The organism is Rhodococcus sp. NPDC059968 (genome assembly GCF_042738615.1).
Lineage (GTDB): Bacteria > Actinomycetota > Actinomycetes > Mycobacteriales > Mycobacteriaceae > Rhodococcus_F.
The window spans coordinates 74,763-100,988 of record NZ_JBHWUE010000036.1; the positions used below are offsets into that span (position 1 = coordinate 74,763).

The window sequence follows — 26,226 nt, forward strand, 5'->3', positions numbered from 1 at the left end:
CGCTCGGAGGAGCTGGGAATGGTTGGGGACAAAGTCGGCAATGGACGATCCTCACGGGAGCGACCTCGGAGGGCGCGGAAACGCGGTATCCGAGGTCGTCTCGATCGGTCGCTTATGTAGTGGTCGAAGAGAGGCGGTGCGGCTCGATCACTGCGCGCCCGGTGAGGTCCCCAGACTCCAGTAGACCCATCGCAACCTCTATCTCGTCAAAGGCGAAGTACTGGTTGTCGATCCGGAGCTTTCCCGCTTCAGCGAGTGCCACGACTTCGGCGAGTTGGCCCAGCGTTGCACCCATTCGCCACGACACCTCACAGCCGAGCGGGGGCGTGCGTCCCCAGGCCAATCTGACGTCAGCGTTGCCCATCCCGACGAGAGCGACCTTGCCCAGGGTGGCGGCGCTCGACAACGACATCGCGATCGTCTCGGCAGACCCGACGAAATCGATGACAACATCTGCGCCTCGACCATTGGTGAGTTCCCGGATTACGTCGCATGTGAACGAGTCCGAGGGCAGCGTGACATCCGCACCTAGCTGGGCGACGTACGATCGACGCTGTTCGGACAGTTCCGCGACGACGACCTGGGCGCTGGAAAGTAGCTTGAGGTACTGCACCGCGTACGATCCAACACCGCCGGCGCCGATCACGAGAGCCGTCGCGTCGGGAGTCAGCCGGTCGAGTACGTGTGCGACCGCGCCGTAGGAGGTATGTCCGGCGTCGGCGAGTGGTGCCGCGACTCGCGGCTCGAGTGTCGACAGCGCGATCAGCTCTCGTTCCGGCACGACAACGTATTGAGCCATGCCGCCGTCGATGCCGGCGCCCCGGCCGCTTACCGCTGTGGCGCACAGGTTGTCGTGACCACGAAGACAAAGACGGCACACCCCGCAGCTGTGAATGCCCGTCGCCACAACGGGCTGGCCTACCTCGAACCGGCTCGCTTGGGGGCCGAGGGCAGCAACGATTCCCGCGTTCTCGTGGCCGAGGGTCCACGGCGGGGACGAGCTCCAGCTACCGGGTTCGGTATGGAGGAAGTGCAGGTCGCTGGCACAGAGACCAGCACCTTTCACCTCGAGTAGTACCTCGAGTGGACCGGGTTCGGGGATCGGTACCTTTTCGTATCCACCGCGCTTCCAATCGAGCAAGCGGTACGCATCCATCTCGGTCATGTGGGGTCCTTTTCTATAGCGCCGTTACGGGTGGAAGCTCGGCAGTACGCGATGTCTGGATGCGCGATTTCTGCTGGGCCAACTCCTTCACGCGTCGGGTAGTGCACGAAGCGCGACGCCTCGACGCCTCGGCGTCTCGATCGGTGCTCGAGTCGGGGATCAATGCGGGGCCAAAGACGAAAGCCGCATCGGTCATGGCGAGGCTGCTTCATTCTCCAATCTGGCCTTCATAGTGGAGGGTTTCATCCGCACGCCAGCAATGGGTTTCAGCTCAGACTGCAACTGCGCTGATAGCGATGCCTTTCTCAAGGAGCATGTCGAGAGGGCATCTAGGAGTCAGCGTGGAGCATACCCTGTCATCAAGTCTTGGTGTTCGAATGAGATTCGGCATTGACTGATTGTGATTCGTAATACAGAATAGCGTTTCACATACTGTTGTGACGTAGGGCACAGGCGAGTCGGGGCTTTCCGCTCAGACTTGGCTGCCGCCCGAGGTCCGTTTCACGCGGAGGTTCCCAGGGAATGACCATTCAACAGATCGAACGCGACGGTGACATCGATCAGATCAGTGCAGCGTTCAATGTCTTCGCGCCTGAACTGCAGGGCGATCCGTTCCCGGTGCTCCACCGGCTACGTACGGAGAGGCCGATCGCGCACAGCGAGATGTTCGGTGGCTATTGGATCCTGTCGAAGTACGAGAACATCCGAGACGTACTGTCGAACCCCTCGGTCTTCAGCAGCACAAAGCCGACGATCCCGATGCCGCCGGTCGACATCACGATCAACAGCATTCCCGTCCAGATGGACCCGCCAGACCACACCGAGTATCGCCGGATCCTCGGTCCGCTGTTCAGCCCTGCCCGGGTCGCCGCTCTCGAGGAAAGCCTCAGAGCCTCCGCGAGAGCGCTGATCGAGAAGATGCTCGAGACGCCGAACGAGATCGATTTCCTCGAGGCCTTCGCGATACCGCTGCCCTGCCTGGCCATCCTGCACCTGCTGGGTCTGCCCGAAGAGGATCTTGATCTGCTGATCGAGATGAAGAACGACATGCTCACGGACCAGTTCTCCCCGGATGATGCTGTCCGTCAAGCCTTCGTCGACAATAGGATTCCGGAGATCGTCGCCTACTTCACGAAGCACATCGATGCACGCCGCGACCCGTCCACCGCGCCAGACGACTTCATCACCCGCATCGTGCACGCCAAGTTCGCTGACGAGCGCTCGCTGACGGTGATGGAGATGGTCAACATGATCGCGCTGCTGATCAGCGCGGGCCTCGACACCACGACCGCACAACTTGCATTCTTTACGACCTACTTCGCCGAGAACCAGGATCGATGGCAAGAACTCGCGAACCATCCCGAGCGGATTCCTGGTGCGGTCGAGGAACTGCTCCGCCACAACGCAATCGTGACGCTGGCTCGCTTGGTTACGGAGGACGTTGAAATCGGAGGCCAGAAGTTCAAGGCCGGTGAACAGGTGCTGCTGCTTCTCTCCGCGGCAGCGTTCGACGAAGACGAGTTCCCGGACGCCCGCACCGTTGATTTCGAACGCCGCCCCAACAGGCACATGACCTTCGGCGGTGGCCCGCACCGCTGCCTCGGATCGCCTCTCGCCCGGCTCGAGCTCAAGATCGCGGTCGAGGAGCTACGAGAGGCCATCCCCAAGTTCGAACTCGCCGGTACCCCGCGGCGGGACTTTGGACTCATCATGAACACGCTGGAACTGCGGCTGCGCATCCCCAGTGATCTCGGATAGGCAGGTACCTCCTTCATGACCACAGAACACGGTGTCGTCATTGCCGTCGATCGTGACCGATGTGTCGGCCACGGACGCTGCTACGACCTTCACCCACAGCTCTTCACAACCGATGACCTCGGGTTTGCAGTGGTGAATTCCACGCCTCACGATCAGAGCACGCTCGATGCCGCACTCGACGCATCCCTGAATTGTCCGGAACGCGCGATTTCCGTTCAGGATCGATTCACCCGCAGCTGAGGCTCACTCCTCACCCAGAATCGAGAAGGAACACATGACCCAAGTTCTTGATCCATCCGAGATGGCATTCGCCACGGGCCGGAAGCAACTGTTTGTGGGCGGCGGGTGGGTCGACGCAGCGGACGGATCGACGTTCGACACGCTGAACCCGGCCGACGAGCAAGTCCTGGCTGCGGTGGCCTCAGGGTCCGCCGAGGACATCGACCGCGCGGTTGCTGCAGCCCGGAAAGCATTCCGTGGCACATGGAGTTCGACGACTCCCTACCAGCGGGGCCGGCTGCTGTCGCGTGTTGGTGACCTGATTCTGGAAAATCAAGCTGAATTGGCCTTGCTGGAGACCCTCGATACCGGCAAGCCGCTCGCGCTTTCCACCGCGGAGGTCGGCACGGCCGCCTCGCACTGGCACTATTTCGCTGGCTGGGCGGACAAAATCGAAGGCACCACCAGCGACATCTCGTCGCCTATCCCCGGCATGCAGTTCCAGAGGTACGGGCTTCGTCAGCCGCTCGGAGTCGTGGGACTGATTGTTCCTTGGAACTTCCCGCTGGTCGAAGCGAGTTACAAGCTTGCGCCAGCGTTGACCGCGGGCAATACGGTCGTTCTCAAACCAGCCGAACAGACACCGCTCACCGCTCTGCGGCTCGGGCAGATCATCGCCGAGGCCGGCCTCCCGGACGGCGTCGTCAACATCGTCACCGGCGATGGAGTGGCCGGCGCGGCATTGGCAGCGCACGAGGGCGTTGACAAGATCTCCTTTACGGGCTCGACCAGCGTGGGGCGGAAAGTGCTGACGGCGTCCGCCGGCAACATGAAGAAGGTCACCCTCGAGCTCGGCGGCAAGAGCCCGGGAGTTATCTTCGCGGACGCCGACATCGAATCGGCCATCGTCGGCGCCGCACAGGCGGCGTTCATGAACTCCGGACAGGTATGCACGGCTGCGTCCAGGCTGTACGTCGAGCGCTCGGTGCATGACCAGGTCCTGGAAGGAATCGCTGCGGCAGCACGGACGATGAAGGTTGGAAACGGCCTCGATCCGGAAACGCAACTCGGTCCGCTGATCTCGGCGGAGCAGCTGGATCAGGTCAGCAGCTACGTCGACCTCGGCAGGGACGAAGGGGGCGTCGTTGTGACGGGTGGCGATGCCAGTCGCCCCGGATACTTCTATTCGCCGACGGTGTTTTCAGTCGATCGTCCGGATATGCGGATCGTCCGCGAGGAAATCTTCGGTCCCGTCGTCGTGGTGCAGCCGTTCGATACGTTCGACGAGGTTGTTTCAGCGAGCAATGACAGTGAGTACGGTCTGTCGGCCGGTGTGGACGTCCAACGCCACGACCGCCGCTCGTGCGGCCCGGCAGCTCGAGGCCGGAATAGTTTGGGTCAACAACTACATGATCGGTGACCCGTCAGTCAGTGTTGGTGGATTGAAGAACTCCGGTGTCGGCTACGACATGGGACCCGAAGCAATCTACGGGTTCACCCATCTGAAGAACGTCGTTATGGCTATCTGAAGTGGCTTCTCACACAACAACTACTCACCGCAACCGTGTCCCCTTGAAGGTCACACTGTCGATGCGGCTCGCGTCTCACCGGCGGGCAGCCCTTGCCAACGAAAGAGGAAATCATGAAGACACGGGCAGCAGTTGTGCTCGAAGCCCCCGGCGACTATGAGGTCGTCACTGTCGACCTGGACGAGCCGCAGGCGGGCGAGGTTCTGGTGAGGCTTGTTGCCGCAGGCCTGTGTCATTCCGATGACCACATCGCGACAGGGGATCTTCCCGTTGCGACGTACCCGATGTGCGGTGGACACGAAGGTGCCGGGGTCGTCGAGGCAGTCGGCCCGAATGCCGAGGGCGTGAAGGTCGGCGACCACGTCGTCTTCTCGTTCCTCCCGGTCTGCGGACGGTGTCATTGGTGCGCCACCGGGCACCAGAATCTTTGTGATCTCGGCGCCCATCTCCTGGTCGGCGGCCGGTTCGATGGCTCAAACACATTCCGCATGTCCTACGAAGGACGTGATGTCGGACAAATGTCCGGTACCTCGACGTTTTCCGAGTACACCACCGTGGACGTCAGATCCGTGATCGTCCTCGACAAAGACGTTCCCTTCGAAGCTGCCTGCCTGGTCGGCTGTGGTGTGGTGACGGGCTGGGGTGCGGCGGTCAACTCCGCGGAGACCAAGCCTGGTGACACCGTCATCGTGATGGGAGTCGGCGGCATTGGAATTCACGCGGTGCAAGGTGCCGCACAAGCCGGGGCAGGCGATGTCATCGCGGTCGATCCTGTTCCGTTCAAACGGGATATGGCGCTGAAGCTCGGTGCCACCGAAGCCTTCGCTACGATGGAAGAGGCGACTGACTTTGCCCGCAGCAGGACCAATGGGCAGGGAGCCCACGCGGCCATCGTGACTGTTGGCGTTACGACCGGTGAGCATGTCGCGAGCGCCTTTGCATCCATCTGCAAGACCGGCATTGTCGTCGTGACCGGAATTGGGCCGATGAATATCGGTATTCCGATTGTGCCCGCGGAACTCACGTTGTATCAGAAGAGAATTCAAGGCTCGCTGTTCGGAGCTGCGAACCCGACCGCCGACATCCCGCGAGTTATTCGGATGTATCAGGAGGGGGCGCTGAAACTCGATGAGCTCGTGACGACCCGCTACAGCCTGGATCAGATCGCCCAGGGCTACCGCGACATGCACGCGGGCAAGAACATGCGTGGAGTCATCGTTTTCTGAGCAACGAGATATCAACTTGCCGGTGTGGGGTGGATCGACTTCCCGATCCACCCCACACCCGCGCAAAGCCAAGACAGGAAGATCGATTGCACCGAAGTGTCGCGCACCCCCCGTTCGCGGGGATGCGCAGAACGTGCCGGTACTGCATGTGGTTGGAGTGCTGGCTTCCAGAATCAGGGGTACTGCGGGCGTAGGAACGGTCGCTTTCGCCTTACCCTGTCACCACTACTCAAGAGACCCGAATCGCTAAGGTTGGTCGAGCTTCGTGGCGACTCGGCCGAGGAGCGGCGGGTCGGTATCCACTTCACCGAGGCCGGGAACGAGCATCGGCATTCCGCCGTCGGCATTCCGGCCGAACTGGCGCGCTCGACGGGCATGGACGTCGAAGAACTGTCGCCCTGCGGAAGACCTTGAGCCGTCTCACCGAATCGCTACACCACTACACCGCCACCGATCCCACGAAAGCGAAGTACACCCGTGCAAATTTTCTAGCTACCGACGCCCCCGACCGCCATGGTTGACGTCAGGCTCCCAACTGTTGCCACTATATCTAATACTATCTGGTATGTTCTGGCACTTGGGGTGCGCAAGGCGGCATCGGAGGGCCGGTTGCCGCTCGGTGCACCGGTTCGGGTCACCGAATCTTTGACCTCGCGGACCTCGACGCCTATTCGGGCAGGCCTGCATGGGAGTGTTGTGGGAGCGACGCCGGAGCGGGTGGAGGCATTGTATTGCCGGGTGTCGGGCTCGCCAGGGCAGGAATCGTCGCTGGCTAATCGGGAAAAGATGTTGCGGGAGAGCGCTACTGGTGAGGTATAGCGGGTCTGCAAGGATCGCGGTTCGAGTCGGAGGGGGCAGCGGGCGGGGCGGGGCGTGGCCGGATGTTCGACGACGCGGCCGAGCGCCGGTTCACTGCCGGTGGTGTGGCGAGATCGATAGGATTAACCGGGAGCTGGCGTTCCCCTTCGGCCGCCAGGTCACCGACTACGCCGCCGACGCCCAGGCGCAGGTGATCGCGGTGGAGGATCTCACCACCCTCGAGACCCGCGGACACGGGCGGGTCAACAACAATCGGGCCGCGCAGTCCGCCCGCCGCCAAGCGGTCGCCGCCCTCGCGCACACCGCCGCCGGTGTCGGGATCGCGGTGGTCTCGGTGCCGGCCCGGGGATCCTCCGCACTGTGTCCGGGATGCGACGAACCACTTGCGCGCCCCGGCGGCTACCACGACGCGTGGTGTTCACGCTGTCGGGTCGGCGGCAACCGGGACCATGTGGCGGGGGTGAACCTGGCCAAACGCGTGCTGCTCGGCAGAGGCAAGGCCACCCGCCGGCGTGGGCGGTTGCCCGCGGTCCGGGGTGGCCGAGGATGCGCCGGTGCGGCGGTGCCGGGACAAGAACGGTCCGACACCGCGTCGACCGCGGCATCGCCGCGGTCCGCCGCAGCCTGCCCACCGTGACACCGCGGGTGGGGGTGACTCCGCAACAGCGTGTTCCTGCATCACAAGCGTCGGTGTGGGACACGGTCCAACCCACACCACCGCACGGTGATGCGGGTAGCCGTGACACACGTGTATCTCCCACGCCCGCCACACCAGTGGCAGATAGTATGAGATCTACGTAGCGCCTAAGGATCACGCGCCAAGGGCTGCGGCAAAGTTCCGGGGACGTACCTGCCCTGCGCGGCGCGGACCTGGTAGTGGGTCGAGGACGGCCTCGTTCTTGGCCACTCTCCAGTCTAGAGCGATGAGTCGATCGATGGTCAGCTCATTTCCACATTGCAATGGCGGCATCATAACTGCGCCGCGCGAACTCCTCAGGTGACACCCGCCGGAGTTCTTCTGAAACGATCTCCACACCGACCATTCCGTCAAACCCTTTGTTGTTCATGAGATCAACGAATTGGTGCAGTGGAAAGGACCCTTCGCCGGGAAGCAGACGATGATCCTTGGCTATGTGGATATCGGTGCCGTTCAAAGGCCCGTGGTCGTTGAACTGGATCATTGCGATGTCCTCGACTGGGATCTCCTCGAGATCCTTCCAGGTCGTGGTCCCGTTGAAGACGTGCCAAGTATCGATGACGGCTCCCACGCCCGGAAGTCCGAGTCGCGCTGCGACAGAACGGGAGGCGTTGAGGTTTTCCACCGGGAACAGTGGGCTGAACTCGATTCCGAATCCTACGGTCGGGTGGGCTTCCATGAGCATCGTGATCGCCGAACGAACGATGGCGAGCTGCTGATCGGTAGGATCGACGAAGAAGATCAGCGGTACAACAGCCGGTCGTAGGAGGGCAACCTGTCGGCACAAGATCTCGCATGCGCTAAGCGTCGTGTGCGCATCGGCCACGACCCGCAGGGATTGAATCTCCCTGCACGGTAGTCCGATCTCAGCGCAGCATTCGGCGACTGCAGTGAGACCGCCGGGCGTTCGGGCGGCGGCGGCGAGAGAATGCCGGTCGAACGCTATCCACCCGAAGCCCGCCGACTTTGCCGCGCGGATCTGCCGCGGCAGGTCGGGGGCGTTTGGATCGAACTTTGGTGAAAACTGGATGCTTTCATAGCCAAGTGACACCATGGTCGATCACCTCACGCGACGAGTGGACGTTGCTCAATTGGAGTTGCTCGAACTGATCGTCGGGGAACGGTCACTTACCGAGCAGACGCTGTGAGGAAGAACGTGGAGTCAACTCGATGCGCGAGGAACCGTTCAGCAGTAGATATGCGCCGATCACTTCGTCCTCGCGCATCATCATCCCTTCCAGAACGTAACCTAGCTTCACGAGGCGTTCCGTGTCACCGGCCACGTCGTTGCTCCAGTACCCGAGATGATGGAGCCCGCACGTCTGCCATAGGCCCGAGTCGATTCGCTGCAGAAGTTCGTAGTGGACCGGCCCGTGCTCGGTGTAGACAGCGCCGACCTTCATCGTGCTGCGTCCGTGCGGGGTCTTGACGTCAGCTGATGGAAAAAATGGCTGTCGCCAGGATACCCCCAACGACTCACGGAACTCGGCCATACCTTGATCGAGATCCTCGACCACGACACCAACATGGAACAAGTTTTCGTGCTTGAGGACCATCAGGTGTGAGCCTTTCTTTGCATGGATGGGGAAGGTGATCAGAACGTGACCGGCAACTCATGGACACCGTGGACTCCGCTTTCATATTTGAAATGCACTTCGTCCAGCGGGACCTCCATGGCGAGGTTGGGCAACCGACGGAAGAGGGTTTCGAGGGCAACCTGCATTTCGACCCGGGCGTAGCCCTGGCCGAGGCACTGGTGGATGCCGTAGCCGAAGGCGATGTGGCGGTGCGCTTCCGGTCGACCGATGTCGAGGGCGTCCGGATTTGCAAACGCACGGGGATCCCGATTCGCGGCGTTGAGCAGAGCTCGAACACCCTCACCCGCCCGGATCACTTCACTGCCGATTTCGACATCTGCGGTCGCGACTCGACCGACGAGGATGGTGGCGATCGTCAGGTAACGCAGCAATTCCTCGACCGCTCCAGGAACGAGAGCCTTGTCTGCGCGGAGAGCCGCGAGCTGGTCGGGATGTTCCAACAGCAGCATCGTACTCAAGGCGATCATGCTGGCCGTGCTCTCGTGGCCGGCGATCAGCAGTTGTCGACCCAGGTCGACCAGGGTTTCACGATCAAGGTGTCCCGGCAACATCTGCTGGTGCACCAGATCGCTGAGAATGTCGTCTCCGGGCGACTCGATCTTCTTGCCGACAAGATCGTCGAGGTACGCGAGCAGCTCGCTGGTCGCAGACGAGACCGCACTACCATCGGAGGCGATCGACAACCGAGTGCTTGAACGCTCCTGGAAGAACAGATGGTCTTCTTCGGGAACGCCCAGCAGCCAGCAGATTACGGCCGTGGGGATCGGCAGGGCAAAGTCTCGGACCAATTCGGCGTCAGATCCCTTGCGCAGCATCCCGTCGATGAGACTGTTGACGAGATCCTGGATCCGCGGCCTCATCGCCTCGGCGCGTTTGACCGTGAACCACCGCGTCAGCATGCGGCGGATATCGTCATGCTGAGGCGGGTCCATGCTGATGAGCGAAGTTTCCTTCTCCTCCGGGCGTGTGCGGCCCTCGAAGACCTCGGGGAATCCGGGATTCAACGGACTCGCACTGAACCTCGGATCCGAACACACCTTCACGACGTCATCGAACCGAGTGACCAGCCATGCAAGCTTGCCGTCAAACAGTTCCGCCTTCGTCACCGGACAGGTCTCTCGGATCTCACTGATCATCTTCGGGGGATCGAACGGACATGTGCGGGCGGGCGGGAACCTGAGCGTCGTGTCGGTCATGGCTTCTTTAATCCTCTCGGGTACGGATGCGGCGCTGCTGTCAGGACTGCACGCGCGGTGCCGCTTGGTGGTCAGTTTTCGGATCAGGATTCGGCGTGTATCTGGATGCATTGCGCGGGACACACCAACGCGGCTTCCTGTACGACCGGGAGGAGTTCGTCGGACAAATTCTCGTCGAGCAGAATGACGAGTCCGGTGTCGTCGGCCTGGTCGAACACCTCCGGCGCTGCAAGTACGCACTGCCCTGCGCCGCAGCATCGGTCGTGGTCGATTTCGATTCTCATGTGTTTCTCGCTTTCATACGTCTGCCCTGTGCGGGGTACCGGTGATCGTGGAGAGGTATCGCGGCCGCGATACCCCGGGTCTGGCATCGGCTATCGGAGCTTGGGAAGTACCTCTTGGCCGATCAGTTCGATCATGTCCAATGTTTCCGCTTGGGGCATCCCGCCGGAATCGAGGTAGATGAGGTTGGTGTCGACCTCTAGGGCCGCTGATAGCCGGCCGAGTCGGTCGATCACTTCTTCGGGGGATCCGGCGATAGCTGAACCCTCGGTTAGTGACCATTCGAAGTCGAGGTCGGATGTGCTGAACGAAGGGTTTTGCCGCTTGACAATTTCGCCGAACCAGTTGTGGTACGCGCGGAACCGCGGCTCCCAGCGTTCACGGGCCTGCTGAGTTGTCTTCGCCACGTGCACATGCCAGCACGCACCGATCGTGGGTTGACTGGTCGTCGAGGTGAAAGCATCCTTGTATGCCTTCACTACCGGCTTGAACCTTCCCGGCTCGCTGAACCCGCTGGGGAGTGCGAGAGGCAGACCGAGACGCGCAGCCAACTGTGCGGTTTCCGGGGAACCTCCGCCACCGATCCACAACGGCGGGTGAGGTCGCTGGAGAGGACGAGGCTGCAAAGTGACATCGTGAAGCGTCGGGCGGGAGGATCCGCTCCAGGTCACCGATTCCTCGGTCCAGAGCCGCAGCACCAGCTCGACGTTCTCCTCGAACAGGCGCCGGGAATCGTCGAGGGACTGTCCGAAAAGCTCGTAGGTATGGGGGAAAAGGTTGCCCCGGCCTACCACCATTTCGGCTCGACCACCCGAAATGATGTCGAGGACCGCGTAGTCCTCGGCTGCCCGAAGGGGATCGAGGTTGGCGAGAAGGGTCACTGCCGTACCAAGGCGCAGGTCTGTCGTGCGCTCAGCAATGGCCGCCAGCGTGACCGGCGGGCTGACGCTCACGAACTCTCCGGCGTGGTGCTCTCCGATGTTGACACCGTCGAAACCGGCGCTTTCGGCGGCGACGGCGGACTCGATGATGCCGCGGTGTCGTTCCGCGACGGTCGTGGTGTGGCCCGTGACCGGGTCCTGGAGATGATCCCCGAAGGTCAGAAGATGCATTTTCATTGGATGACTCCTAGCTGCTGAGACTTCCATCTCATCTACGATGGTTCGAAGTCTATTCGAAAAATAGCACTGAACAATAGGGATGCTACGAAAATAATACGTAAAGGCGGAACTGTCGTACTCGTCGTGTGAAAATTTCGCGGACGTGTGGTGTCAGAAGCGGGTGTAGGCACCGTCCACCACGAGGGTGTCTCCCGTGTGAAACACCAGCGAAGGATCAGCGAGGAAGGCAGCGACATCGGCCATATCCTTCGATGTTCCCCATCGCTGGATCGGTGTCCGCCGGCGGGTGTACTCGCGAACCTTGTCGTAGTTCGCCGTGTCGATGAAGCCGGCACCGGGACTGACCAATTCCGTGTCGGTCCAGCCGGGCACGAGCGAATTGACCCGGACGCCATGCTTGGCCAGTTCAACAGCGAGGCCACGCGAGAGGGCTTCGATCCCCGCCTTACTCGCGGCGTAGTGCTCTTTGCGCTCGCCGCCGTAGAAGTTCATGATCGATGCGACGGGGATGAGCGATCCGGTGCCACGGGCGACCATGTGCCTTGCCGCTTCGCGCAGACACAGGAACGTCCCGTCGAGATTGACTGACAGCACGTCGCGCCACTGATTGAACGTCATGTCGACAAAAGATGAGGACTCGCCGGGGATGCCCGCGTTCGCGAAGAACGCGTCGACATGGCCCAGGGCTTGCACGGACTCCGCGAATGCGGATTCCACTGCCTGCTCGTTGGCGATGTCGACTGTGAAAGCTACCGCCTCTGGGTCGGTGTTCTTCAGTTCAGCCAGTGCGGCCTCGTTCTTGCCTGCATTGCGGCCCCATATGGCGACGCGTGCGCCCGCCCGGGCCACACCCTGGGCAAGGCCAAGCCCGATGCCGCCATTCCCGCCGGTGATGACGACGGTCTTGCCGCGGAGATCGTGAACGGGGGTCGTCGTCGGACGGGTCAGTGAGGTCGTCGTGTCACGGGAGATCGAGGTCACCGGAATTCCTTTGATGGGAAGAGTAGTAGTCGGAACCGGGCAGCCGGAAAGTAGCGATTGCCCTAGATAGTTCGATTGGTTTACGCTCTGATCGTATTCGTTTTCGGTTTTTATGGCTAGTGGTGTGGTGTTCCGTGTGTTCAAACCTGCAGAGAGGTCGTGGTGAAACCATGGCAGAGAGCCGAGTCGACTCGTCCGCACTCAAGGACGTCGTCACCTCATCCGAGCGGCGCCAGCACTACCGCGATGCCGGCTATTGGACTTCTCAGACCCTTGCGGACCGTCTTGCCGAGCACGCACAGAGGACGCCCGACAAGGTAGCGGTGGTCGATCTCGGAGGCGCGCGACGCAAGACTTTCGGTGAGCTCTACACAGACGTCCGCCGCGCGGTCGCGATGCTCGAGGACCTGTCGGTGTCCGACGGCGACGTCGTCGCCGTGCAGCTGCCCAATTGGTACGAGACCGTCGTGATCGATCTCGCTGTTCTGGCGCGGGGAGCAGTGTTGAACACGATGCTGCCGATCTACCGCGGCAAGGAATTGCGCCACATGTTGTCGGCGGCGGGAACAAAGCTCCTGATCACGCCCGGGATCTACCGGAAGTTCGACCACGCAGAACTCGCCGCGGAACTTGCGGCGGACCTCCCGGCCTTGACCGCATATGTTGTTGTCCCGGACCCGACGGAGAGCCCGGACGCGTTTGCCGACATCCTCGTGACCCACGCTGCGGCCCCCTTCATAGCGGGCCAGGACCCCGAGGCCGTGTCGGAATTGCTTTTCACGTCGGGGACCGAATCCACACCGAAAGCAGTGATGCATACCGAATCCACGACTGGATTTGGTGTGCGTGCGGCCGCCGAGCATCTCGGTATCACCGTCGAGGACATCGTGTGGATGCCATCGCCGATCGGCCACTCCACCGGTTTCAATTACGGGGTGCGGATGGCGATTCACCACGGCCTGACGCTGTGCTTGCAGGATCGGTGGGATGCGGCCGAGGCAGTGAGTTTGATTGCCGCGGAACGGTGCAGCTACACGGTTGCGGCGACCACCTTCCTCAACGATGTGGTCACCGAAGCGCTCAGGACGGGCGCGGATATGTCCTCGATGCGCCTGTTCTCCTCGGGAGGCGCTCCGGTTCCGTCGTCCCTGGTTCGGCAAGCATCGTCGATCGGAATGACCGTTCTTCGGCTGTACGGGTCCACCGAGATCTTGATCGGTACCTGGAACCGACCGGACAGCGCTGACGAGAAGCGCTACGAGACCGACGGGGCGGCATTTCCAGGCGTCGAGCTCGAGGTACGCGGAGTCGACGGAGTGCCGGTGACGGGTGAAGCGGGCGAAATTTTTGTTCGAAGCCCCAGCGCATCCGTCGGATTCTTCGACGACCCCGAGAGAACAGCAAGGACGTTCGCGCCGACCGGATGGATCGCGACAGGGGACCTGGGCATACTCGATGCCGACGGCTACCTCACCATCGTTGGGCGCAGCAAGGAGATCATCATCCGCGGTGGCCTGAATGTGGCCCCGCGGGAGATCGAGGAGATGATCCAGGGTTTGCCGGGCGTCGCCGCTTGCGCTGTCGTCCCACTCCCACACGCCCGCCTCGGTGAGATCTCCTGCGCGTGCGTCGTCCTCGACGCCCAGGCGACGCTGACATTCGAGGCCTTGATCGATGCCCTGAAATCCCAGGGCCTCGCCAACTTCAAGTTGCCCGAGCGCCTCGAGATCCTCGATGCCCTTCCCACGACGAGCACGGGCAAGATACAGAAACATGTTCTGGTCCAGAACATTGCGTCGGAATCGCTGGTCGATTGAGTCGCCTAACCCGCCCGCGCACACGAGGCGAATCGACCAAGCAAACCTCAAGGAGCGGACGTCCATGCAGATCGACATAGTGCTGCCGCAGGTGGAAATGTCCGGTGATCCGGATGAAGTTGTGGACTTTGCGCAGCTGATCGAGGAGCTCGACTTCGGCCGTGTCGTGATTTACGACCACGTGGTGGGGGCAGAACGGTCGAATCGGCCGGCAGCCCTCACCGGCCCCTATGACGAACACAGCCTCTTTCACGAACCACTTGTTCTGATGGGCTTTCTGGCGGCGTTGACCAAGAACGTCGAACTGATGACCGGTGTCCTGGTTCTTCCCCAACGTCAGACCGCCCTGGTAGCCAAACAAGCGGCGGAGGTCCAGATTCTCTCGCGAGGGCGCATGGTCCTCGGAGTAGGAGTCGGCTGGAACTACGTGGAGTACGAAAGCCTCGGCATGGGGTACGCGAAACGTGGTGCGATGATCGAGGACCAAGTCGCCGTGTTGCGGCGCCTGTGGTCCGAGCCGGTGATATCGGTAGACACGCCACATCACCACATCGATCGAGCGGGTATCGTCCCGAGACCGCAACCGATGCCTCCTATCTGGTTCGGCGGTAGCAGCCGGCGGGCGTACGAGAGAGCAGCGCGACTCGGCGACGGCTTTATCCATCCCGCTCGAGGTGAGGCCGTCGAGACCGCCGTTGCCGACATCATCGCCTGCCTGCATGCGGAAGGAAGAGAGCAGTCCGATTTCGGGACAGAGTTCTTCCTCGACGTCCAAGGGGGACGTGACGACTGGGCTCGTGACCTCGACCGCTTCGCGAAGCTGGGAATCTCGCGCGTAGCTTTCCGCACAATCGGTCAAGGACTGCGGACATTCGGCGATCACATGCGACTGATCGAGGAATTCGGCAACTTCGCAACATCCCATCACGCAGCCACTAATGGTGCGATGCCAGGTAACGGTCGCTCTGCCGATCAACTCGATGGTGTGTCGCGGTGAGTTTCAGCATGCTCGGGCGCGCCCAGGCCTGTGTCCCCGTGCACGAGTCGCTGATCGTCCACCGCAGAGTGGCCCCCGAGCTGCCACAGGCATGCGGTGATCATCGGGCCATAGGCCTGCCGTTGCACCACATCGGATATCCATCGTTGCAACTCACCCGCCAGTCGGCTTCTGGTAGACGGTTGAGGCGCTGAGCGGGGTATCGATGAATTCCTACTACGTACTTCCACTCTCATCAGGAGCCTCCAGCACATGATCATTCACGAGAAAGCGCGGCCCGCGTTCGTCGGCAAGGCCGCGATATCTGGGGTCGGATACACCGACCTGACCGCATCCGGGGGACGGTCGGTCCTCGATCTTGCGCTCGAAGCGGCGAGGAGTGCTTTAGACGATTGCGGGCTGTCCGCGGCCGACGTCGACGGTGTATGCACGTACGGGCTTTTCAACGACTCGGTGTCCAGTCAAGCAGTCGCCACCGGTTTGGGGTGCGGAGACCTCAGCTATGTGCTGGACCTGAATAACGGCGGCTCGCAACCCTCGTTCGCAGTCATGAACGCGGCGATGGCAGTGGCATCGGGGTTGGCGGAGACGGTGATTGTGTACCGGGCTCTCAACGGGCGCACCGGAAAGAAGGTCGGTTCGACCCGTTTTGATTCGCCCAGCGGGCAGTTCCGCTATCCGATCGGCTTCTCTGCGTACCCCTACTACATCGCCATGTGGGCGCGGCGCTTCATGATCGAGACCGGAACCACCGAGGAGGACCTTGCGGCTGTCGTGATGCGCCAACGCGAGTACTCCGCGATCAACGATCGAGCGGTTCGGCGTAAACCGATGACTCTCGACGACTACTTCAGTCGCGGGTACGTAGTCGAGCCGTTCCGCGCGGTTGACTGCACAGTCGAGGTGGATGCAGCCGTTGCCGTCGTCGTCACGTCGTTGGAGCGAGCCCGCGACCTCGAGGTCGCTCCGGCCGTCATCGACGGCGGCGCCTGGGTCACCGGCCGCGGGTCGGGTCTTGACATCGCCGACGTCCATTACTGGCCGGACCTCAGCCGCAATTGCCAGCACTCTCTCGCGGATCGTCTGTGGCGTTCAGCCGGAATAGGCCCCAAGGATGTCGATGTCGCCGAGATCTACGATTGCTTCAGCCCGGCAGTGCTCTACGGCCTCGAAGCACTCGGTTTCGTCGAACGCGGCCAGGCAGGCGCCTTCGTCCGTGACGGGCAGACGACACTCACCGGTGAGCTACCCACCAACACTCATGGTGGCCTGCTCAACGAGGGCTACGTACACGGTATGAACACCGTGTCCGAAGCTGCGCTGCAGATCCAAGGCCGCGGAGGACCACGTCAAGTCGCCGGCGCGGAGGTTGCCGTAGCCACCTCGGGTGTACTGGTCGACGGCTCAGCGATCATTCTCAGGAAGGACTCCTAATGACCGACGTGCTGCAGGCAGTAACCATCGCCCCCGACGTCGACCCCGATACCGAATGGTGGTGGACCGAACTCGCTGACGGCCGTGTGATGATCCCACACTGCCGCGCCTGTGATCGGCACTTCTTCCCACCCATTCCCGGATGTCCACATTGCGGAAGCGCTGACATCGACGCGAGCCGCACCACCGGTGAGGGCACTGTCTATTCGTGGATCGTCGTACACCACGCGCTCGACGAGCTGTTCGTCGGTCACACCCCTTACACGGTGGTCGCAGTGCAACTCGACGCGGAAGGCGTGCGGCTGTTCGGCCGTATCGCAGACGGCCACGTCGACGAGAACACCAAGGTGCGGGCAGTCCCGTATGTAGTCGACGGTGTGACGTTGCTCGGCTTCGAACGCATCTGAGCGGCAGCTATGTAGTGCAAGCAAGAACTGATCTAGTGGAAGGAACTGTCATGGTTGCTCGAGATGTGTCGTCTCGTTCACTCGCTGATCTCTACTCACTCAACGGACGAGTGGCACTGGTGACGGGCGGTGGCCGAGGCCTTGGTGCAGCGATCGCTGCACGCTTGGCCGAGGCCGGCGCGACCATTGCCATCGCCGACATCGACATGCTTCTCGCGCAGGAATCGGCTGAGAAGATTGCGGCAGGGGGAGCGAAAGCCGTTGCCGTACATATGGACGTCACCTCACCGGAATCGACGATCGATGCCGTGCAGTCCATTCGGGACCAGCTTGGTGAGATCGACATCCTCATCAACAACGCCGGCCTGCTTGGTGTCCCGAGTCCCTACAACGAGATCAAAGACGAGGACTTCGACCGAGTTCTCGCCGTCAACGTGCGCGGGGTGCTCAACGTCAGTCGCGTCGTCGCACCCCTGATGGTCGCTGCCGGACGGGAGGGAGTCATTATCAATATCGCCTCGACGGCCTCCTACCGGGTTCCCAACCCCGGCACCATCATTTACACGACCTCGAAGCACGCGGTCAACGCGATCACCAAGGGCTTGGCGGTTGAGCTGGGCCCGCAGGGGATCCGCGTCCTCGATATCGCACCGGTCATGGTAGAGACGCCAGGCCTGCTGGAACTGCGTGAACGCAGCGTCCAGAAGGCCCGGGAATCGGGTGAAACCGTGGAGCTGGGGAACCCTGCAGCCTTCGCGGATCTTCCTCTCGGCCGAAATGCCAATGAGGACGACGTCGCGCGAGTGGTGACCTTTGCCGCCAGCGATGCCGCCATTCTGATGACCGGTTGCACGCTCGCGGTCGACGCTGGCTCCATGGTTGTCAGGTGAACTGCCCGGCCGGTAGCCATCCCTGAAGCGGGGAGACGAAACTAGCGCCGTCCGCCCTGCATGGCAGGAAGCTGACAGGCGTTGAAGTCCACCACACGAGTGGTTGCTCGTGCGGTGGACTTTCAACGCCTTCGCTCTCGATTTGATAAAAGAGCCAAGCAACGTGGGGAGGCGGTTGCGCAGTATCCATTTCCTCGGCCACCCACGCTCCAACTATCAGAGGCAATAGAGCGCCGCGACACGGATGGCGTCACTGCTCGACGGGAACAAGAATATCGGATTTGATTCACTATGTTCGAAGTGAGTACGCAGTGTGGCCGTATATGGATTACAATGCGACTATCGAATTCCTTCCGGCTGGAGGTCGTATCGCCCTCCAGCCACTGATTTCGTTAGCGAGCAGTCCGGCCCCCCGGGCGAACTCCCGCTCCCACTGCGCCGCCCCACGACCCATGGAAAGTAGGGACAAATGGAGAAGACGCTGGTAGAAGACGCCGCTGTCCAAAACGAACCTTCGAGCAACGGGCACGAGCACCGCCACGGTCGGGACGCGCAGTCGGTGAAGCAGCAGCTCCTCAATCTCGATCGAATCGATTTTGATGGGGTCGACATCGCGGTGATCCGCTTCAATCGACCTGAACAGCGCAACCCGATCGACAAAGAGACGATCGCATCGCTTTCAGAGCTTCTGGACCTCCTCATGGCAGGTGAAGCCACGCCGGACGCGATCGTTCTCACCGGCAACGGGTCGACTTTCTCCGCCGGCGGTGATCTCAAGGGTTATCAGACTCTGTATCGGGACCCTGCGCGCTTTCGCCGCTTCATGGAGGATTTCGAAGACGTGTGTCGCAAGCTCTCAACGGTCTCTGCGCTCACGGTGGCGATGGTCAACGGGACGTGCGTCGCGGGCGGCTTGGAGATCTCGCTGGCGTGCGACCTGATCACGATGAGTGACGGGGCTCGCATCGGCGATGGACATCTGCAGTTCGCTCAGCTTCCGGGAGCGGGCGGAAGTCAGCGGCTGGTCCGCGCAATTGGCGTGCAGCAGGCCAAGAAGTGGCTGTTGACCGCGGAACTGTACGATGCCGCGACCGCCGACAAAGCGGGCCTGATTGCACTGATAGCTCAAAAGGAAGAACTCGAGTCGCGGACCTTTGAACTTATCGCGAAGTCCGCCAAGTTGACTCCTCTCGGCCGCACGAGAATGAAAGAGCTGGTCAACATCGCGCAAGTGACAACGCTCGACGAAGGCTTACAACAAGAACTGAACTTGGTCTTCGACTATGCAACTACCTCATACGACGCAACCGAGGGCCTGCATGCCTTCGCGGCGCGACGTCCGCCGAACTACAGAGGCGAGTGACTGACGATGACGCGCGCACGACTGATTCGAGGAAACTGATGACCGAGACCGCAATCGAACAGCAAGAAGCCATTCTTGACGGTTTGCAGCGATACTTGCGGAATGCGTGGGAGTCATCCGGCGTCGAGGTGACTGATCTGACCGAGTTCGGGGACGGCCACAGCGGGCACACGTTCACGGTGGAAATCGGCGGTGACCGCGGGGCCGGTCGGCACGTGCTTCGGTTGTCGCCACCAGGAGTTTCAATCAGTGGTCCCGCCGACATCGGCCGACAAGGACGGATCATGGCAGCTCTGTCTGCGAAAGGGTTGCCTGCCCCCGTTGTGCTCGCGGAAAGCAGCGATCCCGTCATTGACCGGCGGGCATTCGCCCTAATGGAAAAAGTCGAGGGTACGCCGTGGGGCGAGCATGCCGACCGTTACGGCCAAGCTCGAGTAGCTGAGGCCGCAATCGCAGCACTGAAATCGATCCAGCACGTACCAGTGGACCAATCAGGGATCTCCGCGGAATGCGCCTACAACCCTGTCCAGGAGATCGAACGCTGGATTCCTCTTCTCGATCGCTCACCCGAGTCGGCTCGCAATCTGGGCAACACACTGCTCCGGGCCCTGACGGATTCGGCGGACGAACGTTCGTCACCTACTACGCCGGTGTTGGTACACGGTGACTTCCATTATGGAAATCTCCTCTTCGGTCCCGATGGCGTTCGCGCAGTCCTCGACTGGGAGATTGCATCTCTCGGACACCCCTTGACCGACCTGGCGTGCCTGGCCGTCGCCTCGATGCGCCACCGATATGCACCCGACCCGAACCCCACAGGAAATGTTGACATCTCGTTGTCAGCGCTCCTGGAAAAATACGGTGCCGATCCACATATCGCGTGTTGGCACGTAGCGTCCTCGTGCCTCAAGTATGCGGCGATCATCGGATACAACCTTCAGCTGCACCGCCGCGGTAAGAAGACCGACCCTATTTATGAATCACTGCAGTGGACGATGCAGATGCTCCTGTTCGACGGGCAGTCAGTTCTGAAGCGAGGCGTCGACGGTATCTCGTGACCGAACGTGTCACCACCCATCACTGCGTCCGGAACGTGCTCCGGTGCCGCTCCGCTCGACCACGCCTCGCGATGATGTCGAGGCGGAAAGTCTTGTGCGGCTGACTGGTGTGCCGAGCATTCGATGAGAAACAGAAGGCCGGAGATTGACCATGATCCTTCCATCGCCAGGGCGGGAACAAGCAAGACGCACCATTTTCGCGGAAGACCTGGAAGTCGGTGCCGAGTACGACCTTGGGACATATCTCATCACAGCGGAGGAAATCGTCGATTTCGCCTCCTCCTGGGATCCTCAGGTATTTCATGTCGACCACGTTGCTGCACGCGACAGCTTTTTCGGCCATGTCGTCGCCAGTGGGATCCACACCCTTGCGGTCTTCCAAAAACTCACGGTCGAGTCGCACCTGTGGGACTGGAACATAATGGCTGGGCGCGGAATCCGTGATGTTCGGTTCCGACGGCCGGTATCTGCCGGCGACCGCCTCTCCGGCCGATTCGTCCTCGACCAACTCAACGTCGACAGCCGCGGTCGTGCAGCGGTGACCTCGATCGGGACTCTGGACAATCAGAACGGGCACCGAGTACTCGAAGTGATTACCGAGGCATTGATCCAAAGTCAAGAAAAGTATGACCAAATCAACTGATGCCCGTTCGCGGCTTCGGCATGCGAGCAACCCCGTTTGTCACATGGAGAAGAAATTCGGAAAGGTACAGATGACCAGAGAATCAAACGTCGAGGCAATCTGGTTCGCCCACTACCTCGCGCGTATTCACATCGATGGTAAGGCGAGCGATGGCAGATTCGCCTTGGTTGAGATGGAAGCCGAAACGTTTGCGGGCCCATGGCATGTTCATACCTGTGAGAACGAATCGTTTCACGTTCTCGACGGTCGGATGGTGGTTCACGTCGGCGAAGAGACGGTGCACCTCGGTCCTGGTCAATCCTGTACCACTCCCCAGGGAACGCCCCATGCATACGGGGTGGAGAGCGAGCGCGCGCGTTGGCTCATGGTGTCTGCGCCGGCTGGATTCGAGAATCTGATTCGCGAAGCCGGGATCCCGGCCGAATCACTCGAACTTCCCCCACCCGGGCGCGTTCCCGACGCGGCAGCCAACGAGGGAGTGTCAGCTAGGTACGGCGTTGACTACCTTTAACCGAGTTGTCATTCGACCTGGCCATGACTTCGGTGGCGCGCAGGGTGCGTAGTGGAATGCGGCCGACCTCAATCGCATGGGCATGTACAGCGCGAAGGAGGCATTGGAGCGTCCCTCCCCGCGATGATTGGATGCCGTTTCGTGATGGCACGACCGACCTGCCGACTTGGCGTCGGCTGTGCCGCCCACCCAGCTTCAACTTCGAATTGATTTTGCAAAATTGGATTTTGTAACCACTTGTGTCGAATTCAAATTCGATGCAGAATGGTCGGGTGTCAGAGTGGTACTGCGGCGATTGGCAGCAGGGCGAACCAGCTCGTCAAGGACACGAACCGTTGGCCTGGCCGTCCGAATCTGGGAGTAGTCGCCGTTGGGGCGCTCGAGGTCAGGTGTCTCGCTCGACAAGGAAAGGACCGCACATGCCGACGATCGCATACACCGATCCTGCAGGCGTGCAACACGAAGTCGACGCCCCGGTGGGGCAGACGGTCGCCGACGTGGCACTCAAAGCCGGGGTTCCTGGCATTATCGCAGAATGCGGAGGGGCCCTGTCGTGTGCGAGCTGCCACGTGTATGTCGACGAGCAATGGCAATCGGTAGTCGGTCCAGCCGTCAGTCTTGAGGATGACATGCTCGACGGGGCGCTCGCCGAGCGAGTCGCCGGTAGTCGACTGTCGTGCCAGCTGAAGGTCACCAGCGAACTCGACGGCCTGAGCGTCGTCATCCCCGCGGAACAGATGTGAACGCCGGTACCCTGATCGTCGGAGCGTGTCAGGCCGGTGTCCAGATCGCGGTCTCCCTGAGAGAACTTGGTTACACCGAACCGATCACGTTGGTCGGGGCGGAGCCGTACCACCCGTACCAACGCCCTCCTCTGTCGAAGGCCTACTTGGCTGGAGACGCGACACCTTCGTCCCTGAGCCTTCGTAATCCTGAGTTCTACACGGATAACAAGATCGATCTCGTCCTAGGTGAGCGTGTCACGAGCGTCGATCTCGATGCGGGCAGCGCTCAAACGGGGGCCGGACGGCAACTCCCGTTCGGGTCACTCGCGCTTGCTACAGGTGCGCGGGTTCGCCGGTTGTCGATACCCGGATCGAACTTGAATGGTGTCTTCTACCTTCGTGACATCGACGATGCCGATCTCCTCGCGCGGGCGTTGCCCGACGTCAGCGATGTCGTGGTCATAGGTGGAGGCTTCATTGGGCTGGAAGCGGCTGCTGTTGCGCGGGTGCGCGGCAAGAAAGTCACTGTTATCGAGGCCACGCCTCGTCTCGTGGCACGTGCAGTCGCTCCCGTCGTTTCCGACTTTCTCGCCCAGGCTCATCGACGGCGAGGAAGCCGGGTGCTGCTCGGTCGGTCGGTCGCAGGCCTCGAGAGCGTCGACGGAGCAGTCAGCGGCGTGCGATTGGACGACGGTGAATTGGTTCGGGCGCAACTTGTGGTCGTGGGTGTCGGAGTCATTCCGAGGACCGAACTTGCCGAGCAGATTGGCCTTGGCGTGGAAAGTGGCATTCTTGTCGACAAATATGCCCGGACGAGTGACCACAGGGTGGTCGCCGCGGGCGATTGCACCACGATGCCGCATCCAATGTCAGCTTCTGGCCATGTACGTCTGGAGTCAGTGCAGAATGCCCAAGACCAATCACGTGTTGCGGCGGCGAGTGTGATGGGGCAACCCACTCCGTATACCGCCGTGCCATGGTTCTGGTCAGACCAGGCCGAGCTCAAGCTTCAAATCACCGGCCTGTCTTTAGGATTCGACGATGTCGTCGTGCGAGGAAACCTCGACGAAGAGAAATTCACTGCGCTCTATTACAAGAACGGCCGGCTCATCGCGGCGGACTGCGTCAATCGCGCACCGGAGTACATGGCAGTCCGCCGGGCGCTTGCGGTAGGTGCGACGATCCCTGCGCAGCGAGGGGCGGATATCTCCACCCCGCTCAAGGAACTGGTTGTCCCGGCGTCCGCGCGGGTGTGAAGAAGGGGGCAGTGGGCAATCAGCGCTGTTCGTATGCACATCTGCCATAGCTGAGCGCTGAATCGTCCTCGAGCCGTGATTGCCGGCTGCCTGGACACCGACGCTGACGGGGCCGATTGTGCCCACCCGGGGGGACCCACTGCGGGTCTGCGAGAACGGGTCGAATTTCGGGTAGTTTCGAACCTTCGTACCCGTGTTCAAAACTCGACCCGAGTCCGTATGGGGCCAAACCGTGTCCCGGAAGCTACCGTCCGAATGGTCACCTCTCGTCAGACTGGGTCCGGCACCACCTGGCGGTCGGTCTGTGCTGAATTCTGAGTGCGCAAGTCGTCCGGTGTGTGGTCTCGCGAGCAGCAGCAAGAACGTTCACGCAAAGAATCTCCGGATACTGTTTCATCCAGAGCTAGACGCCGATGAAAATCTCGAATACAATTCGATGACACGGAAGGCTGGTCGATCGCCGCCCGCCTCGGCCGTGATCGGCTGGGTCCGGTGAACTGGCCCGGACTCAGCCGAAATCCATCAAGAGAGGAGTGCGTCGATCGTGACCACATCGTCGCAGGATCAGGGCAGCTTGATTGCGCTCGATAAGGATGGCCAGGAGCTTCTCTTCCGAGGAGCCCGCACGGCCAATTCGTTCACGGATGAGCCTGTAACCGACGAACAGCTCATGGAAATATATGAGTTGTTCAAGTGGGCGCCCTCCAGCGGGAATTCGCAGCCCCTCCGCATCCATGCGGTGCGCAGCCCAGAAGCGAAGCATCGGCTTGTGCCTCACATGTTGGGCGCAAACCAGGAGAAGGCGATAGCAGCGCCACTCGTGCTTATCCTGGCGGCCGACGCCGACTACCACCTACATCTCGATCGGCTGCTTCCCTATGTTCCAAATCCGGCAGCGCGCCACGCAGATAGAGATTTCCGTAGTAAAAACAGCGAGTTCAATGCAGCCCTGCAGGCCGGCTATCTTATCTTGGCGATTCGTGCCGCCGGCTTGGCCGCTGGCCCAATGTCGGGATTCGATGCGTCAGGCGTTGACGCCGAATTCTTCCCCGATGGGACGCGTCATTCCATCTTGATCGTGAACGTGGGAAAGCCCGGACCGGAGGCCTGGTTCGAACGGTTGCCTCGACTCGACGCTAGCGAAGTTATCGAGTTTCTCTGAGTTGTTTCGTAGTTCAGGTTCGGCCGCCTCATCGCGGGGCGGGTCGAGGACATGGTCAACTCTTCAGTTGCATCTTGGAGGTTTACGTGATTGTGCTGGTCTCTGACGACAACGACACGGTGGATGTCAGTGTCTTACAGCCCGGCGACTGCAAGCGCCTGCACGTTCAGGGAACGCGAGGTCAGTTGGCCTCCGAGTTGGGTGCACTGTTGGAACGGGCGGAACTCGGTTCCGTCGCGGACGAGGACCACGTCTGGTTATCTGTGTCGGCGCTGCGTAGCCGAGCGGGATACGGGCGAGGACCCGAATGGGCAGATAGGTTCGCAGCGATGCTCGACTACGCCCGCCGGCAGGGTTGGTGCTCGTCAGACGGTCATGCGGTACGCGCCCACGTGGAGGGCGAGGACCGGGAGTGGGACAACCAGCACTTCCGTAAGGTACTTGGGCATTACCCGACCGGGGTAACCATCGTGACCGCAGTCGATTCGGAGGGTTCTCCTGCGGGTTTAGCGGTGGGCTCGTTCACCTCAGTGTCGCTCCAGCCGCCTCTTGTCGCGTTCTTACCTACCAAGACGTCGACTAGCTTTCCGAAGATCAAAACCGCAAAGTCTTTCTGTGTCAACATCCTCGCCCACGATCAGGAAGCTATCTGCCGGACATTTGCCATGAGCGGCACAGACAAATTCGCGTCCGTGAGCTGGCATGAGGCGCCATCAGGAGCCCCGATCATCGAAGGGACGGCCGGATGGATTGACTGCGAGTTCCACGACATCGTCGACGCGGGTGATCACCATATCGTGCTGGGCCTGGTTCGGGATCTGTATGCAGACTCCGCGCGAGAACCACTTGCCTTCCTCCATGGACAGTACGGGAGTATCGCGATGCCCAAATTCGCGCTGGAGACTGCGAACTACCGACACCAGCGTTCATAGAGAACCTACGACCCAGTACCTGCGTTCCTGCGTTCCTGCGGCCAGAACGTGACCGTCCGTGTTTCCTCTCGCTTTAGATCGAATACGCACACAGATAGACACTGGATGCCGCGCACTTCGCAAGCCGGGCGCGACGGTTGGGAATGGCATACCTCACAGGACGCGGTAGCCCGGTGTGGGCGACATTCTTCAAAGTTCACTAAAGGAGTTCGGATGAAAACAGTTGCGCCGATTGCCGTCGTCCGAACATCAGCGTCCCTGGTACCGGCTGACTTTGTCAGCGGACTGGAAGGTGTGGTCGCGTTCACCAGCGACATCGCCGAACCCGACAAGGACGGCGGCGCGCTGCGCTACCGCGGCGTCGACATCGAAGAACTCGTCGAGGGGCACGTCACCTTCGGCAACGTGTGGGCCCTGCTCGTCGACGGCCGCTTCGGCCC

The 26,226-nt window shown here is 61.3% G+C and carries 25 protein-coding genes and 2 pseudogenes; 20 read left to right on the forward strand and 7 right to left on the reverse strand.

The genetic code is table 11. The annotated features are described in order from the left end of the window. Positions 1–112 precede the first annotated feature (112 nt). Positions 113–1,165 carry an alcohol dehydrogenase catalytic domain-containing protein gene (locus tag ACFWAY_RS26385; protein ID WP_378512728.1) on the reverse strand — a complete coding sequence of 351 codons (1,053 nt, stop codon included), beginning with the start codon at positions 1,163–1,165 and terminating at the stop codon, positions 113–115. A 522-nt stretch (positions 1,166–1,687) separates the two neighbouring features. Here ACFWAY_RS26385 and ACFWAY_RS26390 point away from each other — a divergent pair. The 6 genes and pseudogenes from ACFWAY_RS26390 to ACFWAY_RS26415 all read left to right on the forward strand — a co-directional run. Beyond that, on the forward strand, positions 1,688–2,923 hold the full coding sequence (locus ACFWAY_RS26390; RefSeq protein ID WP_378512729.1) for a cytochrome P450: 1,236 nt from the start codon (positions 1,688–1,690) through the stop codon (positions 2,921–2,923). 15 nt (positions 2,924–2,938) lie between these two features. After that, positions 2,939–3,163, forward strand: coding sequence for a ferredoxin (locus ACFWAY_RS26395; RefSeq protein ID WP_378512730.1), 225 nt, complete (start codon positions 2,939–2,941; stop codon positions 3,161–3,163). 34 nt (positions 3,164–3,197) lie between these two features. Then, a pseudogene (locus ACFWAY_RS26400) lies at positions 3,198–4,671 on the forward strand (aldehyde dehydrogenase family protein). A gap of 113 nt (positions 4,672–4,784) precedes the next feature. Beyond that, positions 4,785–5,897, forward strand: coding sequence for an NDMA-dependent alcohol dehydrogenase (locus ACFWAY_RS26405; RefSeq protein WP_378512731.1), 1,113 nt, complete (start codon positions 4,785–4,787; stop codon positions 5,895–5,897). A 252-nt stretch (positions 5,898–6,149) separates the two neighbouring features. Further along, positions 6,150–6,311 carry a hypothetical protein gene (locus ACFWAY_RS26410; RefSeq protein ID WP_378512732.1) on the forward strand — a complete coding sequence of 54 codons (162 nt, stop codon included), beginning with the start codon at positions 6,150–6,152 and terminating at the stop codon, positions 6,309–6,311. Positions 6,312–6,834: 523 nt separating this feature from the next. Further along, positions 6,835–7,517 (forward strand): annotated as a pseudogene (locus ACFWAY_RS26415) (zinc ribbon domain-containing protein); the annotation flags it as partial. A 143-nt stretch (positions 7,518–7,660) separates the two neighbouring features. Here the strand turns inward: ACFWAY_RS26415 and ACFWAY_RS26420 are convergent. From ACFWAY_RS26420 to ACFWAY_RS26445, 6 genes are all read right to left on the reverse strand, one after another. Further along, positions 7,661–8,467: a sugar phosphate isomerase/epimerase family protein gene (locus ACFWAY_RS26420; RefSeq protein ID WP_378512733.1), complete on the reverse strand. Its 807-nt coding sequence runs from the start codon at positions 8,465–8,467 to the stop codon at positions 7,661–7,663. 70 nt (positions 8,468–8,537) lie between these two features. Next, a complete protein-coding gene (locus ACFWAY_RS26425) occupies positions 8,538–8,969 on the reverse strand; it encodes a VOC family protein (RefSeq protein WP_378512734.1) in 432 nt (143 codons plus the stop codon). A 38-nt stretch (positions 8,970–9,007) separates the two neighbouring features. After that, a complete protein-coding gene (locus tag ACFWAY_RS26430; protein ID WP_378512735.1) occupies positions 9,008–10,207 on the reverse strand; it encodes a cytochrome P450 in 1,200 nt (399 codons plus the stop codon). An 83-nt stretch (positions 10,208–10,290) separates the two neighbouring features. After that, on the reverse strand, positions 10,291–10,491 hold the full coding sequence (locus ACFWAY_RS26435; protein WP_378512736.1) for a ferredoxin: 201 nt from the start codon (positions 10,489–10,491) through the stop codon (positions 10,291–10,293). Positions 10,492–10,581: 90 nt separating this feature from the next. Next, on the reverse strand, positions 10,582–11,607 hold the full coding sequence (locus tag ACFWAY_RS26440) for an LLM class flavin-dependent oxidoreductase (RefSeq protein WP_378512737.1): 1,026 nt from the start codon (positions 11,605–11,607) through the stop codon (positions 10,582–10,584). A gap of 153 nt (positions 11,608–11,760) precedes the next feature. Beyond that, positions 11,761–12,735, reverse strand: coding sequence for an SDR family NAD(P)-dependent oxidoreductase (locus ACFWAY_RS26445; RefSeq protein ID WP_378512738.1), 975 nt, complete (start codon positions 12,733–12,735; stop codon positions 11,761–11,763). A gap of 26 nt (positions 12,736–12,761) precedes the next feature. Between ACFWAY_RS26445 and ACFWAY_RS26450 the strand changes: the two genes are divergently transcribed. From ACFWAY_RS26450 to ACFWAY_RS26515, 14 genes are all read left to right on the forward strand, one after another. Continuing rightward, positions 12,762–14,408 carry an AMP-binding protein gene (locus ACFWAY_RS26450; protein ID WP_378512739.1) on the forward strand — a complete coding sequence of 549 codons (1,647 nt, stop codon included), beginning with the start codon at positions 12,762–12,764 and terminating at the stop codon, positions 14,406–14,408. Beyond that, complete coding sequence (locus tag ACFWAY_RS26455) at positions 14,326–15,405, forward strand: LLM class F420-dependent oxidoreductase (RefSeq protein ID WP_378512740.1); 1,080 nt, start codon at positions 14,326–14,328, stop codon at positions 15,403–15,405. Before ACFWAY_RS26450 ends, ACFWAY_RS26455 begins: the two co-directional genes overlap by 83 nt. 252 nt (positions 15,406–15,657) lie before the next feature. Continuing rightward, positions 15,658–16,839, forward strand: a complete 1,182-nt coding sequence (locus tag ACFWAY_RS26460; RefSeq protein WP_378512741.1) for a hypothetical protein — start codon at positions 15,658–15,660, stop codon at positions 16,837–16,839. Beyond that, positions 16,839–17,246 (forward strand): Zn-ribbon domain-containing OB-fold protein, encoded by a 408-nt coding sequence (locus tag ACFWAY_RS26465; protein WP_378512742.1) that lies wholly within the window; start codon positions 16,839–16,841, stop codon positions 17,244–17,246. Before ACFWAY_RS26460 ends, ACFWAY_RS26465 begins: the two co-directional genes overlap by 1 nt. 50 nt (positions 17,247–17,296) lie before the next feature. After that, entirely contained in the window at positions 17,297–18,136 is an 840-nt protein-coding gene (locus tag ACFWAY_RS26470) for an SDR family NAD(P)-dependent oxidoreductase (RefSeq protein ID WP_378512743.1), read from the forward strand. Between the two features lie 469 nt (positions 18,137–18,605). Then, on the forward strand, positions 18,606–19,499 hold the full coding sequence (locus ACFWAY_RS26475) for an enoyl-CoA hydratase/isomerase family protein (protein WP_378512744.1): 894 nt from the start codon (positions 18,606–18,608) through the stop codon (positions 19,497–19,499). 38 nt (positions 19,500–19,537) lie between these two features. After that, a complete protein-coding gene (locus ACFWAY_RS26480; protein ID WP_378512745.1) occupies positions 19,538–20,557 on the forward strand; it encodes a phosphotransferase family protein in 1,020 nt (339 codons plus the stop codon). Positions 20,558–20,708: 151 nt separating this feature from the next. Next, positions 20,709–21,200 (forward strand): MaoC/PaaZ C-terminal domain-containing protein, encoded by a 492-nt coding sequence (locus ACFWAY_RS26485; RefSeq protein WP_378512746.1) that lies wholly within the window; start codon positions 20,709–20,711, stop codon positions 21,198–21,200. Positions 21,201–21,243: 43 nt separating this feature from the next. After that, positions 21,244–21,711 (forward strand): cupin domain-containing protein, encoded by a 468-nt coding sequence (locus ACFWAY_RS26490; RefSeq protein WP_378512747.1) that lies wholly within the window; start codon positions 21,244–21,246, stop codon positions 21,709–21,711. A 419-nt stretch (positions 21,712–22,130) separates the two neighbouring features. After that, positions 22,131–22,454: a 2Fe-2S iron-sulfur cluster-binding protein gene (locus ACFWAY_RS26495; protein ID WP_378512748.1), complete on the forward strand. Its 324-nt coding sequence runs from the start codon at positions 22,131–22,133 to the stop codon at positions 22,452–22,454. Then, on the forward strand, positions 22,451–23,692 hold the full coding sequence (locus ACFWAY_RS26500; RefSeq protein ID WP_378512749.1) for an NAD(P)/FAD-dependent oxidoreductase: 1,242 nt from the start codon (positions 22,451–22,453) through the stop codon (positions 23,690–23,692). The genes ACFWAY_RS26495 and ACFWAY_RS26500 overlap by 4 nt, the downstream gene beginning before the upstream one ends. Positions 23,693–24,236: 544 nt before the next feature. Continuing rightward, positions 24,237–24,854: a malonic semialdehyde reductase gene (locus tag ACFWAY_RS26505; protein WP_378512750.1), complete on the forward strand. Its 618-nt coding sequence runs from the start codon at positions 24,237–24,239 to the stop codon at positions 24,852–24,854. Between the two features lie 86 nt (positions 24,855–24,940). Beyond that, positions 24,941–25,786 carry a flavin reductase family protein gene (locus ACFWAY_RS26510; RefSeq protein ID WP_378512751.1) on the forward strand — a complete coding sequence of 282 codons (846 nt, stop codon included), beginning with the start codon at positions 24,941–24,943 and terminating at the stop codon, positions 25,784–25,786. Positions 25,787–25,999: 213 nt separating this feature from the next. Then, positions 26,000–26,226, forward strand: a 227-nt coding sequence (locus ACFWAY_RS26515) for a citrate/2-methylcitrate synthase (protein ID WP_378512752.1), incomplete at its 3' end; no start/stop codon positions are given.

What these genes read in the sequence shown, in the direction of transcription:
- ACFWAY_RS26395 (WP_378512730.1), top strand. Translation starts at nt 2,939, where the DNA reads ATGACCACAGAACACGGTGTCGTCATTGCCGTCGATCGTGACCGATGT.
- ACFWAY_RS26450 (WP_378512739.1), top strand. Translation starts at nt 12,762, where the DNA reads ATGGCAGAGAGCCGAGTCGACTCGTCCGCACTCAAGGACGTCGTCACC.
- ACFWAY_RS26460 (WP_378512741.1), top strand. Translation starts at nt 15,658, where the DNA reads ATGATCATTCACGAGAAAGCGCGGCCCGCGTTCGTCGGCAAGGCCGCG.
- ACFWAY_RS26475 (WP_378512744.1), top strand. Translation starts at nt 18,606, where the DNA reads ATGGAGAAGACGCTGGTAGAAGACGCCGCTGTCCAAAACGAACCTTCG.
- ACFWAY_RS26430 (WP_378512735.1), bottom strand. Translation starts at nt 10,207, where the DNA reads ATGACCGACACGACGCTCAGGTTCCCGCCCGCCCGCACATGTCCGTTC.
- ACFWAY_RS26435 (WP_378512736.1), bottom strand. Translation starts at nt 10,491, where the DNA reads ATGAGAATCGAAATCGACCACGACCGATGCTGCGGCGCAGGGCAGTGC.
- ACFWAY_RS26440 (WP_378512737.1), bottom strand. Translation starts at nt 11,607, where the DNA reads ATGAAAATGCATCTTCTGACCTTCGGGGATCATCTCCAGGACCCGGTC.
- ACFWAY_RS26455 (WP_378512740.1), top strand. Translation starts at nt 14,326, where the DNA reads ATGCCCTTCCCACGACGAGCACGGGCAAGATACAGAAACATGTTCTGG.
- ACFWAY_RS26480 (WP_378512745.1), top strand. Translation starts at nt 19,538, where the DNA reads ATGACCGAGACCGCAATCGAACAGCAAGAAGCCATTCTTGACGGTTTG.
- ACFWAY_RS26485 (WP_378512746.1), top strand. Translation starts at nt 20,709, where the DNA reads ATGATCCTTCCATCGCCAGGGCGGGAACAAGCAAGACGCACCATTTTC.
- ACFWAY_RS26390 (WP_378512729.1), top strand. Translation starts at nt 1,688, where the DNA reads ATGACCATTCAACAGATCGAACGCGACGGTGACATCGATCAGATCAGT.
- ACFWAY_RS26490 (WP_378512747.1), top strand. Translation starts at nt 21,244, where the DNA reads ATGGAGAAGAAATTCGGAAAGGTACAGATGACCAGAGAATCAAACGTC.
- ACFWAY_RS26495 (WP_378512748.1), top strand. Translation starts at nt 22,131, where the DNA reads ATGCCGACGATCGCATACACCGATCCTGCAGGCGTGCAACACGAAGTC.
- ACFWAY_RS26465 (WP_378512742.1), top strand. Translation starts at nt 16,839, where the DNA reads ATGACCGACGTGCTGCAGGCAGTAACCATCGCCCCCGACGTCGACCCC.
- ACFWAY_RS26470 (WP_378512743.1), top strand. Translation starts at nt 17,297, where the DNA reads ATGGTTGCTCGAGATGTGTCGTCTCGTTCACTCGCTGATCTCTACTCA.
- ACFWAY_RS26385 (WP_378512728.1), bottom strand. Translation starts at nt 1,165, where the DNA reads ATGACCGAGATGGATGCGTACCGCTTGCTCGATTGGAAGCGCGGTGGA.
- ACFWAY_RS26425 (WP_378512734.1), bottom strand. Translation starts at nt 8,969, where the DNA reads ATGGTCCTCAAGCACGAAAACTTGTTCCATGTTGGTGTCGTGGTCGAG.
- ACFWAY_RS26420 (WP_378512733.1), bottom strand. Translation starts at nt 8,467, where the DNA reads ATGGTGTCACTTGGCTATGAAAGCATCCAGTTTTCACCAAAGTTCGAT.
- ACFWAY_RS26405 (WP_378512731.1), top strand. Translation starts at nt 4,785, where the DNA reads ATGAAGACACGGGCAGCAGTTGTGCTCGAAGCCCCCGGCGACTATGAG.